Raw genomic sequence first — 18906 nt, forward strand, 5'->3', positions numbered from 1 at the left:
CCTGCTATTTTTTAACTTTTTTACCCAGTTCAGGCGTAACCTCTTTTGCATATCTCTCTGTCCATGCTGCTCGGATTTCACCAAGCTTGACCACATCCGGCGAGAACACGGGATCGGTATCTTTCAGACCGATTGACGCTTCATATTTCGGAGCCACTTTCATACCTTTCAAAACCGGATAGAAAGCCTCCTCAGCAAATAGTTTCTGTGATTCTTCCGTAATGAGGAAGTTCAAGAAATCTTGCGCTGCCTTTTTATTAGGAGCGTTTTTGACGATCGTAAAATTCGCTGCTTGCAGAGGTACTCCCTCTTTGGGAAGAGCCATTTTGAGAGGTACTCCGGATTCAATCAATTCGGCAATCGAATAACTCGTCAGTACTGTGATATCTGCCGCACCTTGTTGCATTGCAGGGATCATCTGGGTTGAGTTTTTATAAAATGTATCAGAGTAACCTGCAAGTTCCTTGGCTTTCTCTAAACCTGGCTCCAAATTATCAAGGCTTCCGCCGTTGGCCTTTGCCAAACTGTAAAAGGTTGCGAATCCAAAGTCACTGGTAATATCGGCGTAAGCGGTTTTTCCTTTGTATTCGGCACGAACCAAATCATTCCACGAATTAACGGGTCCGATCCCGTTTTTTTCAAATGTCTCAGTATTGTAAGCCGGAGCGTATACATATCCGAATACCGGCAATCCGACTTTGTCAACGGCGACAAAACGCGGGTCGACCTTAGATAAGTTCGGAATACTCTTCTCATCCAATGGCTCCGTCAAGCCTTTGGTGTATGCCCGTTGTACATCCAGCGGCGCATACATCGCTATATCAATTTGCGGAGCATTCTTTTGCAGTTCCACTTTAGATAGATTTTCCGAGGACAACCCTGCAATATAATTGACCTTAATCCCGTACTTTTCCTTAAACTTCGGGGCTATGACGTCTCGTATCGCTCTCTCGACTTTTCCACCGTTTGAGGCAATCGTTATTTCCGTACTTACCTTCTCTGATTCATTGGTTTGCGCAGCTTCGTCAGACGCTTTCGGATTTGGAACGCCGCACGCGGCGACCGACACCATTCCTAATACAAGCCCGATCGTTAGCAATCGTTTCATATTTGTTTCCTCCCGGTATAGTTCGTGCTATTAGCCAAACTGAAATGATCAATAAGGAAAGCGTTTTCAATGATAGAAACTTGGTAGGGCTCGAATCATTTTTTAAGCGTTTATCTTAGGCTATAAGATGCCGCAAACCCTCCTTATGTTAATTAGTGGTGTTAACTGTTATAATTCTAGCACTGCAATAGCATAGCGGAACAATAGTCGTCCCGAAATACGGAACAAGTGTATTTATTAGTCATTTGCAGCATCACAAAAAAGACCACCAAGCGATTGCACATTTGTAACCGTCCGGTCGAATTGAGAATTCAACCTATAACGACGAGTTTACTTGTGCACGCTGTTGAGCGGTCCGTGGAAGATGATTTGTCACCGGATCAGATTCTCCATCGATTCGTGACTTTAGCGGCAAGGATTTGCCTTCTTTGAGAATTTGACAGCTTTATTCCAACCCGCTCTGTAATCAAGCGGCTGCAATATTTCATCTCTTTTAGAACATTGTCAATCTCTGCAGATGACAATAACTGCGTTGGTCTAGTGACATTAATAGCAGCGATTACCCGGTTCAAATCATCGTATACCGGAACTGCAACTGAAGATACACCGATTTTAAATTCTTCTCTTGATAACGCATATCCTGTTTGTTTAATTTTTTGTAATTCAATACTTAGCTGTTCGCCGGTAGTAATGGTTTTCTTTGTATAAGACTTCATTTTTTCCTTCAACACACGGTTTATTTCAAGCTCATCCTGAAACGCTAATAAGATTTTGCCCGAAGCAGTACAATGACAAGGCACTCTAACACCCATACTATTAAATATTTGCGCTTCATCGTCTTCCGGCAACTTTAAAAGAAATACAATACTGCCTCGATCATAAACAACCAATTGTATGACACCCGGTGTCGATTCCATCATTTTTTTTAGGACAGGAAGTCCTACTCTGCAAACTTCCAGTTCGTGATAAACCACCGATCCGAGTTCAAATGCAGTAAGCCAGAGACGATATTTCCTTGTGTCAATATTCTTCTGTAACACATGCTCTTTACATAATGTTTGAACAATGCGGGATACTGAGCTTTTGGACAAGCCGGTTCGCCTGCTTAGCTCAATGACGCCTAATTCCGGGTCGTCCTGCGAAAATTCTCGTAAGATTTTAAATGCATTGTGAATAGAGGACAACATTTCTCCGTTCATCTGTGATAAACCCTCCAATGATGTTCCCTATTCCGGGACAACGTCTTTCTCTATTGCTAGATACATTATATTCTCAGTATGAAGGCGTTTACAATAATCTTATAGTCAATCGGGAGGAAATCATGAGAAAAAGCTTTTATTTTAAATCATTGTGTTTCATGCTTATATCGTTTCTATTACTTCTGGGATGTTCTAATCAACAGTCATCTTCTGATTCATCCCATCAAAAAATCAACCTGCGTTTCGCTGCCGGATCGCAATCCGGGGATTGGTATCCATTAGCGGTCGGAATTACGGAAATGATGAAAAAGAATATGAACAATCTAGACCAAGTCAGCATTGAACAAGGCGGCGGTGTAGCAAACGTCATGTCTGTCAACAAGAAGCAGACGGAAATCGGGTTTTCTCACGGTATGTCGATCATTGACGGTATCAAGGGCAATCCCCCTTTTAAAGAAAAAAATGAAAATTTAACTTATGTTGTATCCCTGGACCCGTACTATATGCAAATCGCTGTTTTAAAGGGCTCCGGCATCAACAAGATTGAAGATTTAAAAGGGAAGCGAATTAACGTCGGCCCTAAAAGCGCTACCACAGAGGTTGCGGCACGGATGGTATTAGAAGCCTATGGAATGAGCTTTGAAGATATGAAGAGTGTAGAACATCTTTCACATGGTGATTCCGTAGAGCAAATGAAAGACAAAAGACTGGACGCTCTTTTCTGGGTTATGGGTGCGCCATTCGGTGCCATGACGGATTTGACTGAAACGAAGGATATTGAATTCCTGCCTATACCTGAAGATAAAATTCAACTGCTATCTGACAAAAATCCGGCTATTCTTAAAGGCACCATAAAAGCAGGAACCTATCGCGGGCAGGATACCGACGTAACTACTTTAAAAACACCCCTAGCCGTGGTGGCTAACAAAGATGCTCCTGACGATCTAGTCTATGAGGCCACTAAAACGATATTTAACGGCTTGAGCGAACTTGGCAAAATAAGTCCAGCTTTGAAAAATGTAAAACCCGAGGATCTCCCCATTGACATCGGATTATCAATGCATCCGGGAGCCAAAAAATTTTGGGAAGAACAAGGTCTAGTGAAATAATTCAAATAGGAACCTAACTGTTCCGTTAGGTTCCTATTTTTTTAAGGAGAGTGTTCCATTGAGTCCAAACGGAAAGCTGCTGCAACAATTCACTGCGATACTACTCTATGCGATGAGTGCCTTCCAATTGTATACCGGTTTCTTCGGATCGATGGAATCTTATTTGCAGAGAGTGCTCCATTTGTTTTTTGCTCTGCTGTTAATCTTTCTTTTAAATCCTTATTCCTCCAAGAAACGCGGATGGAATATCTTCTTGAGCGGTATATTTCTAATTACCGTAGTATTATCGCTAGGATATATTCTTTTAAACTATGAATATGTAATGACTGAAAGATTTGCTTTTATCACCCCGTTGACAACAACGGAAATGGTCTTAGGAGCAGGGCTAATTTTATTGATACTGGAATCCACAAGAAAAATGGCGGGTATTGCGCTGCCCCTGGTTGCCCTGATTTTTATCCTGTATGGGTTTGCAGGTCCGTATTTGCCGGGAATTTTGAAACATGCCGGATATACTGTCAGCAGTATCATTGATCTAAATTATTTCGGATCGGAAGGCGCCTTTGGTATTCCTTTGGGAGCCAGCGCCTCGTACATCGCACTTTTTATCATCTTTGGCGCTTTTCTAGCCAAATCCGGTTTGGGAGCTTTGTTAATGGACGTGGCCCTGGGACTGGCCGGGCATATGAAAGGCGGGCCGGCGAAAGTTGCCATCTTCGGCAGCGCGCTTCACGGCATGCTTTCAGGCAGCGCCGTTGCCAACGTGTTAACGGTAGGGACATCAACCATCCCATTGATGAAAAAAATAGGTTATAGAGCCCATTTCGCAGGAGGAGTGGAGGCGGCTGCATCTGCAGGAAGTCAGATCATGCCTCCCGTTATGGGAGTCATTGCTTTCGTAATGGCTCAATATACAGGCATTCCTTACATCCAGATTGCAGGATATGCATTATTCCCTGCTCTTCTTTATTACTGGGGGATCTGGGTTATGGTCCATTATGAAGCAGTCAAACTGGGATTGCATGGACTGCCAAAACATGACCTGCCCGATTGGAAAAAAAGTCTTAAACAAAGATGGCACCTTCTATTGCCTATTGCAATCATGGTTATCTTATTGATGCAGGATTTCAGTCCGGGTTATGCCGTATCCTACTCCATATTAAGCATCGTCATCGTATCTGCTTTCCGCAGGGAAACGCGGATGAGTATTGCTCAGATTCTAGATGCCCTGAAGGACGGAGTTAAAGGGATGCTGATGATTGCAGCGGCTACTGCTTGCGCCGGAATGATCAGCGGGATGTTCGGATTGACCGGCTTGGGCATTCGATTCACTTCTTTGATGGATGATATGTCCGGCGGAAGTCTCCTTTGGGCCCTGGTGTTGACAGCCATCGCTGCGTTTATTCTTGGAATGGGTCTTCCTCCATCTGCCTCTTACATTGTACAGGTGGCGATAACGATCCCGGGCATTGTCGGAATTCTTGAAGCGAGCAGCAATGAAATGATCGCCTCCAACGCCCTGTTATTGTCACACATGTTTGTCATGTATTTCGCATCCATAGCGGTCATCACTCCGCCTGACGCTCTCGCCGCTTTCGCCGCAGCGGGCATAGCACAATCCAGGCCGCTTCAGACGGCATTTACAGCAACCAAATTAGCCTTTGTCGCGTATATCGTTCCATTCTTATTTGTCTTAAATCCGGCCTATTTAATGATAGGAAACTTTACAGAAATTTTGCTAGCCGTTGCAACCGGGATTCTAGGAGTTGTTGCCTTCGGTATAGCATCTCAAGGCTACATTGATAGTAAAATCGGATGGACTCAACGCACGTTGGCGATTGTGTCAGTTGTAATGATTCTTATTCCGGCCGATATCACCCGCGTTCTGGGTATTGCGCTAATTATTTTTCTGTTACTTGCAAACCACTTATCAAAAAGAAAACATACCGCGTTAAAAGACATTGCATCCTGACGAGCGTGCATGAGAAGCTAAAGTTCAGAGCAGTTGGGGGAACATACTGAATGACATTTACGAACAAACCTATTATTGCCGTTACCATAGGAGATCCCGCCGGTATTGGGCCGGAAATATCCCTGAAAGCTCTATCAGAAAGCAATATCTATGAAGTTTGCAGACCAATTGTTATCGGGGATGCTAAAGTACTCGAATGGTATATTAATAATTTCGGTCTTTCACTTCGACTAAACATTATAAACGATGTCTGCGATGCTTCCTTTACGAATGGCACCGTTGACGTCATTCATGTGGACAATGTCGACATGAACCTTTTGCGCATTGGGGAGATCGATGCAATGAACGGCCTTGCCATGCTAGAGTATACGGACCGCGCCGTAGCCCTAGCGTTGGAGGACCAAGTCCATGCCGTCATAGGCGGACCACACACCAAAAAGGCGGTGGAGTTGGCTGGTACTCAGTTTGACGGCTATCCCGGATATGTTGCACAATTAACCGGTTTAAATGAGAATGAAACTTTCCTAATGCTAGTCTCCGAGAACTTACGTATTGTCAACGTGACGTTGCACGTATCGTTGCGACAAGCGTTGAATATGATCAATAAAGACCTGGTGCTTAAGGCCATACACGCTACCGACAAAGCACTGCGCAATCTTGGTATTTCCACTCCGAAAATCGCAGTGGCCGGATTGAATCCGCACGCCGGGGAACAAGGGATGTTCGGCACGGAGGAGATTAATGAGATCAATCCCGCGATCGCCGAAGCCCGCGACAAGGGTGTGAATGTACAGGGATCTTTCGGCAGCGACACAATGCTCATTGATTGGCAGCAAAACAACTATGATGCATATGTATGCATGTACCATGACCAAGCCCATCTGCCGGCGAAGCTGCTTGCTTTTGATAAAATCACCGCGTTCACCATTGGTACACCGGTATTCTTCTGTACCGTTGGTCATGGAAGCGCCCCGGACATCGCCGGTAAGGGCATTGCCTCCGCGGGCAGTATGATCGAATCAATACGCCTGATCAGCCATGCCACTGTTACCGTTTAATAGACATCAGTATTGCACTAAAAAGCGATCATTCCTATGAATGATCGGCTTTTAATCAGTTCATTTTTGAAAATTACTCTTTAAATGCGCGTTCTACGGCAGCATAGGCATTCACATAGCCCGCACCGACTTGCCAAGGCTCCATGCCAGGCATTGCGGTAGCCGTATCCTGCAGGATCTGTTTCACTTGTGCAGGAGTCAGAGCCGGATTGGCGTCCAGCATCAACGCTACGATGCCGGCCACGTGAGGAGTTGCCATCGAAGTTCCGCTCATCATCGTGTAATAAGGAAGCTGCAGCGGATCGATGTTTTGCGCATCATCGGCTATCGCTAATGAAGATACAGGCGCGACAACACGAGTGGATATGATATCTACCCCTGGCGCTGTAACGGTAGGGCGATCCTCCCAGGTCCATGATTCTCCGTCAACGGTAAAAGTGCCTCCCCCGTCTTTGACGCCGCGAGAGGAGAAGTCAGCCAATTTCATCTGTTTATCCCCCGCAGCCACCGAGATGACCCATGGTGCTTTGGCGTATGGATTAAGGGTGTTTTCGGCAGGCCCTTCGTTACCGGCCGCGAATGTCACCGTAATACCTCTGTCATAGGCCAGCTTGCTGGCGACGTTCACCGGGTCCTCCGGATCAAAGCCGCCTGAAGATCCCCACGAATTGGTAATCACTTTGATACCGAACCGATCTTGATTACTGAAGGCATAATCAAAGCCGCCCAGAGCATCGAGAATCAATAGTGCCGCGCCGGAACCATAACCTACAAGGTCGGCTCCAGGGGCCACGCCTTCGTATTTCCCTCCCGACATCACTCCGGATCCGCCTACTGTTCCGGCAACGTGCGTTCCATGACCCGAGTTGCTGTCAGTATTCGGCACACCTTCCAGATAGGTGACAGGCAGCATTTCATCTAAGGCATGAAGATTCGTCGCCGCTGTCACATTTTCCACCAAATGCTTTCTGTATTCGAGGTCGCCATGTGTGCCGTCTACCCCGCTGTCATTCACAAGAACGGTCACACCTTGACCTGTTACCGATAATCCGCCGTTCTTGTCCGTCATGCCGGAATCTTCACGAACCCGGTCCACACCGGTCAAAGCAGTGGAATCGCCGTTAAAGTATTCTAAACGTTTGTTCAGATAGATTGAACGTACTTCAGGATACTTCGACAACCGATCAACCTGGGCGGCCGTCACAAGTACACCGGCCATTGGCAGAGACTTTAATGTGACGCCTGAAGTAATTCCAACTTGCTTGAGTAGATCAAGCTCCGGCCGGCCAGGTGCGCCATTGCCCTTGAACGTTACGACCGCTTCAACAGGCAGCAGACTTTTGCCGAGAGCTTCAGTCAATTCGGCATCGATCTTGGCTGTTACATTCGCCGTTGATGCTCCGAATGCGGATAGTGATCCTGAAACGGTGAAAATCAGCAGAATAGCGGACAACAGCAGTGATTTGATCTTCATTCTTTGCCTCCCTATGCAGTATACAAATCTATAAACATGAACAGCAGGATTGCATCAATGCTAAAGTCCTGTTTTATATAGGTCGCTCGAACGTTTGTGCAAATGATTCGTTTTACTCTTGTGCTTTTTTTGTTTTGGCCAGCATACTGAGCACATTTTTCACCTGCTCCGTTCGAATCGGCTTGCTGATGTAGTCGTCAACACCTTCAGCCAGATATTTTTCCTTGTCGCTCTCGAACGCATTTGCAGTTACTGCAACAATGCTTGGACGCAGACCGGGAGGAATCAGACGATGTATTTCTTTTGTGGCAGTAATTCCATCCATTTCAGGCATTTGAATATCCATAAAAATGAGATCGTAGTTTTTCTGTTGCAGGCGTTCCAGAACCTCGATTCCCGTGTTCGCAACATCCGCTCGATGGCCAAAGTTTTCCAGAATTTTTAGAAGCACCTTTTGATTAATTTCATTGTCTTCCGCAATTAAAATATGAAGTTTAGCGGCTTGATCATTTTTGTACTCTTCAGAGGCAATTGTGTTCGTGATCGAGATGTGATCATTCGGCTGTAGCACAACGGTGAACGAGAACGCTGCTCCCGGCAGCGCATTTTCCTCAAGCCAAATATTCCCTCCCATTCGCTGAACCAGCCTTTTGCATATGGCAAGTCCTAGACCGCTGCCGCCGTATTTTCGGGTAATTGAAGAGTCTAATTGATAGAATGGCTCAAAAAGCTTTCCTGCCAGCTCTTTAGGAATTCCAATTCCAGTATCCCGCACTGTAATTTTTAAGTTCAAATGATCTCTATTTTGCTCCAAGAGTTCAGCATGAATATGAATGGCTCCGTCGCTAGTAAACTTTACAGCGTTGCCTACTAAATTGATGAGCACCTGCCTCAGCCGTCCGACGTCACCCATCACTGTTTCTGGAATCTGAGGATCGATTTCATAACTCATTTCCAACTGTTTTTCTCGGGCGGATAATGAAAAAAGCTCTAATGTGCCCTCGATACATGCCTTTAGTATGAAAGGTTCGTCAATAAAGTCGACATTCTCAGCTTCAATTTTGGAATAATCCAATACATCGGTAATAATCGAAAGCAAGGCATTTTCACTTTTTTCAAGATATTCTACAAATTGTTGTTGTTCCTTAGTCAACATCGTTTCTTTTAATAGATGTGTCATCCCTATAATTCCGTTCAACGGAGTTCGGATCTCATGACTCATCATGGCAAGAAATTCGCTTTTGGCCTTAGCCCCTGTCTCTGCCCTCTCTTTTGCTAATATCAGCTCTTTTTCCGCATTCTTTCGGTCCGTAATATTTCTTACAAAAGCACTAAACAGATATGTATTGCCCCAATTAATCGGTGAAACCGTTAATTCAATCGGAAATTCATGGCCGTCACGATGAAGCGCTGTTAACTCAAGTCGTTTATTCAGGATTCGCCCCTCACCGGTATTCAAAAAACGCATCAATCCGCATTTATGCTGTTCACGGTACATCTGCGGGATGATCAGTTCAGAGAGCTGCCGCCCAACTGCTTCAGACTCCCGCCAACCAAATTCAATTTCCGCGCGGGCGTTCCATTCCATTACAAAACCTTCTGAGTTCATGACAACGACCGCATCAAGCGCATTATCCGTCATCGCTCTGTATTTTTGCTCCAAATTTCTAAGCGTTAATCCGTCTATCCCGCTTCCTTCTGCTTCGTTCAGAAGAAGCCATATCCCAATTATGTTATCATTCTTATCTCGAATAGCCGAGGCAGAGACAGCCATTGGAATGACTTCACCGTGTCACCTGAGCAGCGTTGTATCTGTAAACGGCAGATAATGATTTTGCCCAGCGGTCAACGGCTCCAAGTCATATTCCGGCAGGAATCGGCTTCCCAATCAGCTGATCCTCTGTATATTGCAAAAAGTTGAATATTGATTTATTTACATTTTTAATCACCCCATCAGGCGACAGAAAAATGGTGATGTCACGTAAAAAGTTAAATGTGTGCCCCACTCCGCTCAACCTTCCTTATCAAAAACGAAACAATGTGCTTACATACTACCACTAAACGGAAAGCGATAATCCCGGCATTTAAAATGAAAACCGGAATCCCTTTACCTTCAAAGGATTCCGGTGTTCTCATTCAACCTGCAGCGTCTTCCGTCATCCGTTACAATTAATGCTGAACTTGAACGCTCGTATTTCCAACAACAAGAATGCCTTTGACATATGCACGGAATTCAAGTTTGAGCTCCGGACCCGCCAAGTCGAAGTCAGCCAGACTGAATCTGAATTGACCTTTGTCCGCTTGGTTCTGGGAACCGTTGCTGTCCACCGTAGGATGCACTCCGTTAAGGGTTACACTTGCGAGATCGATATCGTCCGTGTTGTAGCCCGAAGGCAGCCCGACGCGTACGGTAATCTCTTTCTTGTTGGCGTTAATAACAGTAGGTGTAACTTTGATGTCGGCTTCCATGAAGACACTGATTTGCTTCTCCTTCACCGTTGTGAGTCCTGCACCATTCCTGGCCGTTACCGTGAGGGTGTAATTTCCCGCTTTATTCAGTTGGACAACGGTACCGTTAGGCACGATCGAAGCGGCAGTATCCCCTGGTGCCTTTAGGGTCATTTGCTCAAAGACGATTCCAGACAGCGAATCAACCGCCTCATAGGAAGCTGTGAAAGCAGTCCCCAACTTGTTTTCTGCTTTAACGTCGATCGACACTTCCGGAGCGCTGCGATCAATCATGACCTGTACGGTGCGGACCGCTTCCTCATTCCCCGCTTTATCGACGGAGTAGTAGGAAACCGTATGCACTCCTTCATCGCTCAGGGTGAAGGATGTCCCGTTAACGAAAGGACCGTTATTAACGGAATAGAACGTATTCGCTACCCCACTGACAGCGTCCGTTGCCGAGAGAGTCACTTGAACAATATCGCTCACCCAACCGGCCGGTGCATTCACAGTCGTGACCGGAGGCTCCCGATCAAGCGGAGTTCCTTTCATATCGATAATCCGGCCTTCCACAGCGGATGTGTCCGCCGTTATCGTTCCTACACTGCGAATATAGTTGGTGAACACTTCGTAATCCGGAAGGAACAGCAGCTTGACGCGGCCTTCATTGTAAGCTTTGGCCATTGAGCCGTAGAAATCTCCGCCCTTCGCGGTGAATACATTCGTGGCGACTTCATACTGCGCATTGAGGTCAAGCGGTGTGTAGCCATTGGCTGTTTTCACTTCCACACGCAGAATACGCTGATTCTCCGGTTTGGTCGAATCGTAAATGAACCTCATGCCCGCTACATGCGGGAAGCGTCCTTCGAGGGCCGGAACCTTGGATACGCCGTTTTCCAGTGCTTCCAACAGTTCCTGTCCGGTCAGGGTCACCGTAACAAGATCGTTATTAAAAGGAAGAACCGTCAGCACTTCGCCTTGCGTGATCAGTCCCTGATTAATGGAGGCGCGAATGCCGCCGCCATTCTGCAGCGCGATCACGGCATTCGTGCCGGCCGCTTTGGCGGCTGCGAGCATGCCGTCGGCAATCAAGTTTCCAAGATTCGTTTCTTTCGCGCGAACATTCGCTCTTTCGCCGTCAAGTACGACATCGCTGTTGCCTACTACAGTTTGACTCAATTCTAGAACGCCCGGTTTGTACTTCGTATCCAAAATCACTTTGGCAGCAGCATCTTCTGCGATGACATAAGGAGCATTAGCTGCTGTGCCGGTTTTGGCATCAATCGAAATCAGATTATTATTCCATCCGGTTAGTACTCCGTTCGCATCGAACTTAACTTGAAGCTTACCGAGGAACAAGCCCTTTTCTCCCGTTTGCACGATGAGCTTCGGCGCGATGTCGCTATTGTCTACGGTAGGCTGATCCAGCTTCGTATGGGTATGCCCGCCTACAATGATGTCAATCCCTTCAACGGCTGCCGCCAGCTTTTTATCCTCGTCGTAGCCAAGATGAGAGAGCACAATAATTTTGTTGATACCTTGCGCTTCCAGTTTTGTTACAGTTGCCTCAGCTTTTGCGAACGGCTCGCTAAAGGTAACATCACCCGGCGAGGAAATGTTGGCCGTGTCCGGTGTCGTCAATCCGATCAGACCGACCTTCTGGCCGCCGATCCGTTTGATCAGCGCAGGATAAATTTTCGCATTGTCGCCCGGCTGCCCGATTGTATCCGAGAATTTCGCGTTCAGTGTCTCATCTGCCGTGAAATTCACGTTGGACGATACGAACGGAAACTGTGCGTTGCCGATGAAGTCGCCGAGCACCTGAGAGTTTTTATCGAACTCATGGTTACCGAACGTCATCGCGTCGTAGCCGGCCATATTCATAAATTCGAGATCCGCTTGACCCAGATACTTATTGAAGTACAACGTACCGGAGAATACGTCTCCCGCGTCGAGCAAGATCGGATTCGGCGAAGTTTGCTTCGCTTCCTTGATTGCCGTTATTCGGCGCAAGATGTTGTTAGGTGAACTTACCGTGTCAAGATTGGCGTGCGTATCATTGGTATGCAGCACGGTCAGCGGGAAGCCGGCAGTGCCCGCAATATCGATTTGCGCGAGTACCGCGTCGTGATCCGACACGCGCCCTTTGGCCGGCGAGAAGTCTGCATTCAAGTGCACCACATCGACGTCGGTGACGGCCGAGAGGTTTTTGCTGACGAGAATATGGTCAAGAACCTGCGAGTTGCCGTCGAATGTGTAAGTGTATTGCTCTTTCAGCGGCAGCTTCTCGATAAGGTCATCCATCTCGTTGCCCTTTAGTATGGAAACCGTCTTGGTAAATTGGAAGTCGTTCAAGTCGCCAAGGGCGACAATGTTGGCCTCCGGATTTGCCGACAGAACGTTTTTCACAAAGCCGTTGACGACCTCGGCTATTTTATGGCGTTGTACTTCACTGGAAAGCACCGGCGGCTGAGTTCCTCCGAATGGACCATTATCGCCGCCCTTCGAGTTGAAATGGTTAGCGATAACAATAACTTTCTCGCCGCCGAATTCAAACTGAGCGGCAAGCGGTTTGCGCGAACTCGTGAATGCCGTGTTCAGAGGATCGATTCGGCCCGGGTTAAAGGTCAGTCTGTCCCCGCCCGCATCGTAAGCAACCGCGGTGGCTGCCCCGCCTTTCGTGCCGTTTGCGCTGGCGCTTAAGGACACACGTGCGGGATTGTACAGGAAGCCCACCCTGATGTTGCCGCCGGGTGCGCCCCCGTCAGCATTGTTAGCAGGTGCGATATCGGTAAAGCTGTATGCCGGTCCGCCGGCTGCCTGGATGGCCTGGATCAAGGCAGCATAGCTCTGATTGGCCTCAACCGTTCCATCATTCGTTTCACCGTTGTTGTCCTGTACTTCCACAAGCCCAATGATATCAGGTGTTTTGAGGTTGGCAACGATTGATTCTGCCAGCTTGGCAATTTTGGCCGCTCCCACACCCGGATTAAAGTTTTCGATATTGTAGCTGGCAATCCTCAGCTGTTCGTTATCGACGGCAATCGTGGAAGTTTCCCGCGCAAAAGTACCGCCCGCGATCTGCGGCAAGCCGTTCAAAGGAGGAATGATCTTGTAATTACCGAAGTTGTACCCGACAACGCCGGTAATATTACCGCCAAACTTATCTCCGGTGTTGACTTCCTGTCCCGGATTGCCATATGCGATGATGAGCCGCTGTGGATTCAGATTGTTTAAGCCTTTCAGTACGAGCCCGCCCGCCGGAGTGATTACATCCGCGGCGTCATTATCGATCCGCGTCGGAATATTATGGATTTGCGAGTTGCCCGTTCCGCTGGTCCAATAAGGGCTCAGTATGGTCGGATTCGGCAGTTCGACCCGCATACCTTCCAGGGACTCATAGAAATCGATGGCATCCTCTGCAGGTTCAAAGCTCGTCATGCCGTCGTTATCTACAACGGAGGATGGGATGACTCTGCCTGCTTTGCCGAGAACGACCGGTGCCGGAAGCGGATTTCCGGAAGAGATGACTCTCTGGTTCGTCAAAGTAATTTGAGTCGACGTAAGATTGCTATTGCTTCCTTCGTTAAATTCCGAAACCGTGCCGTTAACGGAAACAAGGTCTCCAATGGCCGGCTTTAATGAAGTGCTTGTAGAAAATACGAATATTCCTTCAGAAGTATCGGCATTGGCATCGGGAGAGGGATCCTGCATAAAGAAGCCCCTGTAGGCGCCATTCGCGAAGGTATAGCCGTACTGCGTGACAATGCCTTCAACTCCTTGCACAGCTTGACCTGTGAAATCGGAGGTGTGCGTCTCGCCCTGCAGATCGCGTATGCGCGGGATTTGTGAAGCTGTGTACTCGAATGTGTAGACTTCGGATGTAACGCCGTCATTTACCGCAACCGCCTTAATGGTCATATTCTCGTTGACGGTAATCGGCTGCGTATATAACGGACTGTCCGCCGTAGGGGTCGTACCGTCCACCGTGTAGTGGATCGCTGCGCCTGCCGTCGGACTGGTCAGCGTTACTTGACTGCCGATGATAATTCTGCCTGCCGACGGTGTCGCAACAACCGAAAACAGCTTCTCGACGAGCGCGTTTTCATTAAGCGGAACAAATTGGTACACTCCGTCGAATTGCTTGATGACTCCTGTAATTTGTTCGAAGTGCGCACCGACTGCCAGCTTGGAGAGTGGGGAGAAAATCGTGAAATTTACGTTGTTCTGGTCGGCGGTCACCGCGTTGCCATTTTTCGCTGTAATCGTCACGTTCTCCATCGTCACAAGCTCGGCTTCAAGCTGCTCCCCATTCGGAGCGGACAATTGAGCGGCAGTAATGAGCTGAGGCGCGGGAACTCCTGCATTCTCCTCAACAACGCTGTAAGAAAGTCCCGTTACCGGCTTGATCTCCTGCAGGTTGCGGAAGATATCGAGTTCGCCGGAAACCCTGACGCGGTCTCCGATCTCGGCAAACAGCGGGAAATCAAATAAAACGATACCCCCGGTCTCATCCTGAATGTAAGCTTCACGTCCATCAATATGCGTCAAAATGCCTTCCGTCAGCACGTTCCTGCCATCCGGGGCCGTTCTCGCCGCGGCAACATCCGTCTTCTGGAGTACCGGGTAATCAAAGGTTGATACGTCGCTGTTCGCGTAATCCGGCGCGCGGCGTAAGCCCTGATTGTAGACGGAACTTGGATCGTTAAAGGCGAGGAATACTGCGCGTACTCAGCCCCGTTTACCGAAGCATACACGGTAGAGCCCGCAGTTGCAGACTCTAAGGACACAGAAAGTGTTCCTGCCGGCCATGCGTTCGGGGCAGGAGCTGCCGTAACCGCAGCCGCCCTCACGACATAGCTGCTGTTTCTAGGATCCGGTGTGTCCACTCTAAAATCACTATCGCTATTCGAATCAAATCCTCGGCTATCCGGGTGTGCACCGGGCGCTGCTTTACGAATTGCGGCTGTTGTGTTGCTGGTTGCATAGGCCACGAAATCCAGCACTTCCACTGAGCCGCCGGTGCCGCGTACCAGATCCACTTTGCCTCCGGTTCCGCCCATCGCAATCGTTCCGATCTTATCAGGAGCGGGCAAACTCGCCGTACCTCCTGTACCCGCAGCCTCTTGAATAAGATAATAGCCTTTTGCTTTAATCGTTCCAGTTAATGCGGTTGAGCCAGATGTTTCGGAAATTGTACCCGAGGAAGCGGCATACCGAACCCTCCAACCCGTTATGTCAATCGTCGTATCAGTTGGGTTATATAATTCGATAAAATCATTCTTTAAAACCGCATTGAGGTTTCCGCCGCCGCCATACACCTGACTGATGACGACCTGACTACCGTCTGTAGCGGCGTATGTACTATTTACACCATAAGGAAGGACCAGACCGATCATCATGCAAAGGCCAAAATCAGACTGATCCACTTTCTTTTTGCGTGCATTATAACAGTCAAGCTGCACCTCTCCTTTAAAATAGTTCGAAGTATAAGGCAAGTTTCATGCGGATTTGTGAAGCGGTATTGGACGACACACGACTAAACCGACGGCTCACCTCCCTCATCGAATCAAGTTTCATGGCTATCTAGAATATTTACCCAAGTGATGTCACTAAGTCCCACGTCTATACTTGTCTCCAAGCGTTAACTAGAATAACATTAAAGCCTCACAGATTCTGTCGGATGGCGCACCTTCGATGGGCAAGTTTTCTGCGATAAAATGTGAGATCCTCTTAAATTTCGACATTCTTCGTACACGAAACATCGTACAATGTAGAATGCCAAGCGAGTCATCCAGACATTTTGCAGATAAGGGGTATGTTTTGTGTTGGAAAAATTGATGAGAAGAGTTGTAATCCCATTTTTCATCGTATTTATATTCGCCGCGTCATTTTTCCTGGAGAAACAGCCGAGTGCGATATTGCTTCTCGTTTCGGGCTTCTTACTTACATTTGTTGTTAATCTGCATTACAAAATACCGTATGCCGTTTATCTTCAACCTCTGCTGCTTGCGTTGTTTCACTGGTCAAGCCATTTAAACTGGTGCTATATCTTGTATATCATCTTGCTTATTCTATCCGTGCAGAAAAAACTGCGAATAAGCCGGTTGATCCTGCTGGCAGCAGGCTATTCCAGCCTTTATACATTCATACGGCTGACCTATCTCCCTTTGACTAAGTACAACTTGCTGGTCTCGGTTCAGGATTTAATGAGCTTTATTCTGCTCGTGTTTCTGATGCGCTATCTATTAACAACCGAGTTGGAGAAAAGGCAGCTGCTCAAAAGGAACCGTTTCTTGATCACGCACGACCCGCTTACCGGCGTTCTAAACTATGAAGGCTACATACAGGCGATCGAAGGTTTAACACAGAAGAAAAATGCGAATTTTGTTCTGGTGCTGCTGGACTTTCAAGATTTTAAAAGCGTAAACAATCAAAGCATTGCCAGCGGAAATGAAATTCTGATCAATATTTCCCGTCTGCTGCAAACGTATTTTCCCGACGCACTCGCGATATCCAGATACGCCGGCGATCGCTTCGCCTTGATACTGCCCGATCACGATAATGCGATTGATGATTTCCTTTCCTTGCTCGACTCCAAATTACTAGGCTATGAGGTAACGTACTGCCTCACTTTGTTCCCGGCAGAAGTCCGCACCGTTCAAGAGATCATTGCGTTGGCGGAAGACAGGTTATTTCAAAATAAAAGACTGCTGTGGATGAAACGCGAGGAGCAGATGGTTCAATCCGAAAAGATGAAAATCGTCGGTGAACTGGCTGCCGGCATGGCTCATGAAATTCGTAATCCGTTGACCGCCATGCAGGGATTCATGCAGCTTTCGAAGAGCCAATCTTACAACATTCAGCCCTGGTTTGATCTCATCATGAATGAAATCAAGAGGATGAATGAATTGACGGCGGAGTTTTTGCAATTCTCGAAACCGCACATCAGCAATATGAGACCGGAATCCATGGCAAAGTGTATCGACAGGGTTGTATTCCTCACGGAATCTCAAGCGACCTCTCGCGGTCACTATCTGACTGTAAGCAATGTTGAGGAATCTGTACTGGTGAAAATGGATCGCGATAAAGTGGTGCAGGTATTGTTAAATCTGATCCGAAACGCGATGGAAGCGATGATTGAACCGGGTCATATTTACGTGCGGGCAAGGCAAGTGAATAAAGAGGTGGTCGTAGACATACAGGATACGGGCACCGGCATGCCCGACGACATCCTGCAAAATATCTTTAACCCGTTCTATACGACGAAAGAAAACGGAACGGGACTGGGTTTATCGATCTGCTACAAAATCGTTCAAGACCATGGCGGAAGCTTGTCCGTGCAAAGCACGGTCGACGAAGGTTCGGTTTTTACCGTTAAATTACCTGTCATGACAGCATAAGACCGGCTTTATCGCACGGACCTGTATCTTTGGCAGCTTAGTATAAAACTAATGGCTGCGCCCCGCAGCATACAAAAGGAAGCGCCCGGTATCCCCAATGGGTGATGACAAAACCGCCAAGCATGGAGCCCAGCGTTATCCCGATATAAAGAGCGGTATTGTTCCATGCCATGACAGACCCGCGTCCGTTCGGATTTTCCATGGCCAAACGGGCTTGATAGGAGGTAAATCCCGCGTAACCTGCGAATGCCCACATGAACTGGAAGAAGTAAACCCAATCACCGGACGAGAAAAATATTCCGAGCCCCAAAAGCGCTAATGTCAACAAAATGAGCGTGAGCTTTGAAATTCTCCCTTCCCCGAATTTATCCGTCATTTGGCCGCTCGCAATACTTCCTAAAACCGCCCCGATCCCATAGAACGTAACCGCCAAAGCCACTTCAGAGGAAGAGAATCCATTCTCGTAATGAAGAGCAGCGCCCAGATAAACATAAAGTGCATACATAGAGATCCCCCACACTGTAGTCACACTTACTGAGCGAAGGATCCTAAGGAGATTCCCCTTTTGCATTTTCCCTCTTGCAGTGAATGCGACCGTCACCTTCCCCCATGTTCTGAAATTCACGATGGCCAATACGGCGCCTAAGCTTGCCAATACGGCAAAAACCGAACGCCAGCCCCACATGCTTTCTATTAATATGCCGATAGGAGCCCCTGCCCACAGCGCCGTTAAATGCCCGGACACGACAACCGAGAGCCATGAGCCCCGCCGGTTATGGGGTGCGATATCCCCGATAATGGCGTAGATCAGCGGGGTGACGGAAGCTACCGACATACCCGCCAGAATGCGGCTGACTAAGAGCCAAGCAAACGATGGCGCGCCTGCCGTTAACAAATTGGATAATGCGAACATAAGCAGGCCCGAAGCAATAAGATTTCTCCTTCCTTCTTTGTCGGAAATCCAGCCGAAGAACGGGGCGCAATTGCGTAAGTCAAAGCGAAAACACTGACCATCCAGCCGGTCTGGGCTGAGGTCACCTTATATTCCTCTGAAATGAAAGGCAGCAAAGGCGATATGACAAATAATTCGGTCCCCATCAGAAACAAGGTTATCCATCCCACCGTTAAACCCGCC

General features: G+C 47.6%; 11 protein-coding genes. 4 read left to right on the forward strand and 7 right to left on the reverse strand.

Going from position 1 to position 18906, the window contains the following annotated elements:
* Positions 1 to 4: 4 nt before the first annotated feature.
* Positions 5 to 1108: an ABC transporter substrate-binding protein gene (locus SD71_RS13200; RefSeq protein WP_041063945.1), complete on the reverse strand. Its 1104-nt coding sequence runs from the start codon at positions 1106 to 1108 to the stop codon at positions 5 to 7.
* Between the two features lie 380 nt (positions 1109 to 1488).
* Positions 1489 to 2307, reverse strand: a complete 819-nt coding sequence (locus SD71_RS13205) for an IclR family transcriptional regulator (protein ID WP_041063947.1) — start codon at positions 2305 to 2307, stop codon at positions 1489 to 1491.
* Positions 2308 to 2429: 122 nt separating this feature from the next.
* Between SD71_RS13205 and SD71_RS13210 the strand changes: the two genes are divergently transcribed.
* Genes SD71_RS13210 through SD71_RS13220 form a run of 3 tightly spaced genes read left to right on the forward strand, consistent with a single transcriptional unit; the run spans position 2430 to position 6446 of the window.
* Complete coding sequence (locus SD71_RS13210; protein WP_041063949.1) at positions 2430 to 3416, forward strand: TAXI family TRAP transporter solute-binding subunit; 987 nt, start codon at positions 2430 to 2432, stop codon at positions 3414 to 3416.
* A gap of 58 nt (positions 3417 to 3474) precedes the next feature.
* A complete protein-coding gene (locus tag SD71_RS13215; protein ID WP_052476233.1) occupies positions 3475 to 5388 on the forward strand; it encodes a TRAP transporter permease in 1914 nt (637 codons plus the stop codon).
* A 50-nt stretch (positions 5389 to 5438) separates the two neighbouring features.
* A complete protein-coding gene (locus SD71_RS13220; protein WP_041063951.1) occupies positions 5439 to 6446 on the forward strand; it encodes a PdxA family dehydrogenase in 1008 nt (335 codons plus the stop codon).
* A gap of 73 nt (positions 6447 to 6519) precedes the next feature.
* Here SD71_RS13220 and SD71_RS13225 read toward each other — a convergent pair whose 3' ends face one another.
* The 4 genes from SD71_RS13225 to SD71_RS24985 form a co-directional block, all read right to left on the reverse strand.
* Positions 6520 to 7920 carry a S8 family serine peptidase gene (locus tag SD71_RS13225; protein WP_041063953.1) on the reverse strand — a complete coding sequence of 467 codons (1401 nt, stop codon included), beginning with the start codon at positions 7918 to 7920 and terminating at the stop codon, positions 6520 to 6522.
* A 112-nt stretch (positions 7921 to 8032) separates the two neighbouring features.
* Complete coding sequence (locus SD71_RS13230) at positions 8033 to 9694, reverse strand: ATP-binding protein (RefSeq protein ID WP_052476234.1); 1662 nt, start codon at positions 9692 to 9694, stop codon at positions 8033 to 8035.
* Between the two features lie 395 nt (positions 9695 to 10089).
* Complete coding sequence (locus tag SD71_RS13235) at positions 10090 to 14937, reverse strand: 5'-nucleotidase C-terminal domain-containing protein (protein ID WP_052476235.1); 4848 nt, start codon at positions 14935 to 14937, stop codon at positions 10090 to 10092.
* Positions 14931 to 15833, reverse strand: coding sequence for a lamin tail domain-containing protein (locus SD71_RS24985; protein ID WP_052476236.1), 903 nt, complete (start codon positions 15831 to 15833; stop codon positions 14931 to 14933). Before SD71_RS24985 ends, SD71_RS13235 begins: the two co-directional genes overlap by 7 nt.
* A 360-nt stretch (positions 15834 to 16193) precedes the next feature.
* Between SD71_RS24985 and SD71_RS13240 the strand changes: the two genes are divergently transcribed.
* On the forward strand, positions 16194 to 17771 hold the full coding sequence (locus tag SD71_RS13240) for an ATP-binding protein (RefSeq protein ID WP_052476237.1): 1578 nt from the start codon (positions 16194 to 16196) through the stop codon (positions 17769 to 17771).
* A gap of 37 nt (positions 17772 to 17808) precedes the next feature.
* Here SD71_RS13240 and SD71_RS13245 read toward each other — a convergent pair whose 3' ends face one another.
* Positions 17809 to 18789, reverse strand: coding sequence for an MFS transporter (locus SD71_RS13245; RefSeq protein WP_326998750.1), 981 nt, complete (start codon positions 18787 to 18789; stop codon positions 17809 to 17811).
* Between the last annotated feature and the right edge of the window lie 117 nt (positions 18790 to 18906).

Source organism: Cohnella kolymensis (genome assembly GCF_000829465.1).
GTDB classification, from domain to species: Bacteria; Bacillota; Bacilli; order Paenibacillales; family Paenibacillaceae; genus Cohnella; species Cohnella kolymensis.

Bases quoted from the DNA above. Each gene is read 5' to 3' on its own strand.
- SD71_RS13210 (WP_041063949.1), top strand. From the start codon at position 2,430: ATGAGAAAAAGCTTTTATTTTAAATCATTGTGTTTCATGCTTATATCG.
- SD71_RS13225 (WP_041063953.1), bottom strand. From the start codon at position 7,920: ATGAAGATCAAATCACTGCTGTTGTCCGCTATTCTGCTGATTTTCACC.
- SD71_RS13200 (WP_041063945.1), bottom strand. From the start codon at position 1,108: ATGAAACGATTGCTAACGATCGGGCTTGTATTAGGAATGGTGTCGGTC.
- SD71_RS13205 (WP_041063947.1), bottom strand. From the start codon at position 2,307: ATGAACGGAGAAATGTTGTCCTCTATTCACAATGCATTTAAAATCTTA.
- SD71_RS13230 (WP_052476234.1), bottom strand. From the start codon at position 9,694: ATGGCTGTCTCTGCCTCGGCTATTCGAGATAAGAATGATAACATAATT.
- SD71_RS13220 (WP_041063951.1), top strand. From the start codon at position 5,439: ATGACATTTACGAACAAACCTATTATTGCCGTTACCATAGGAGATCCC.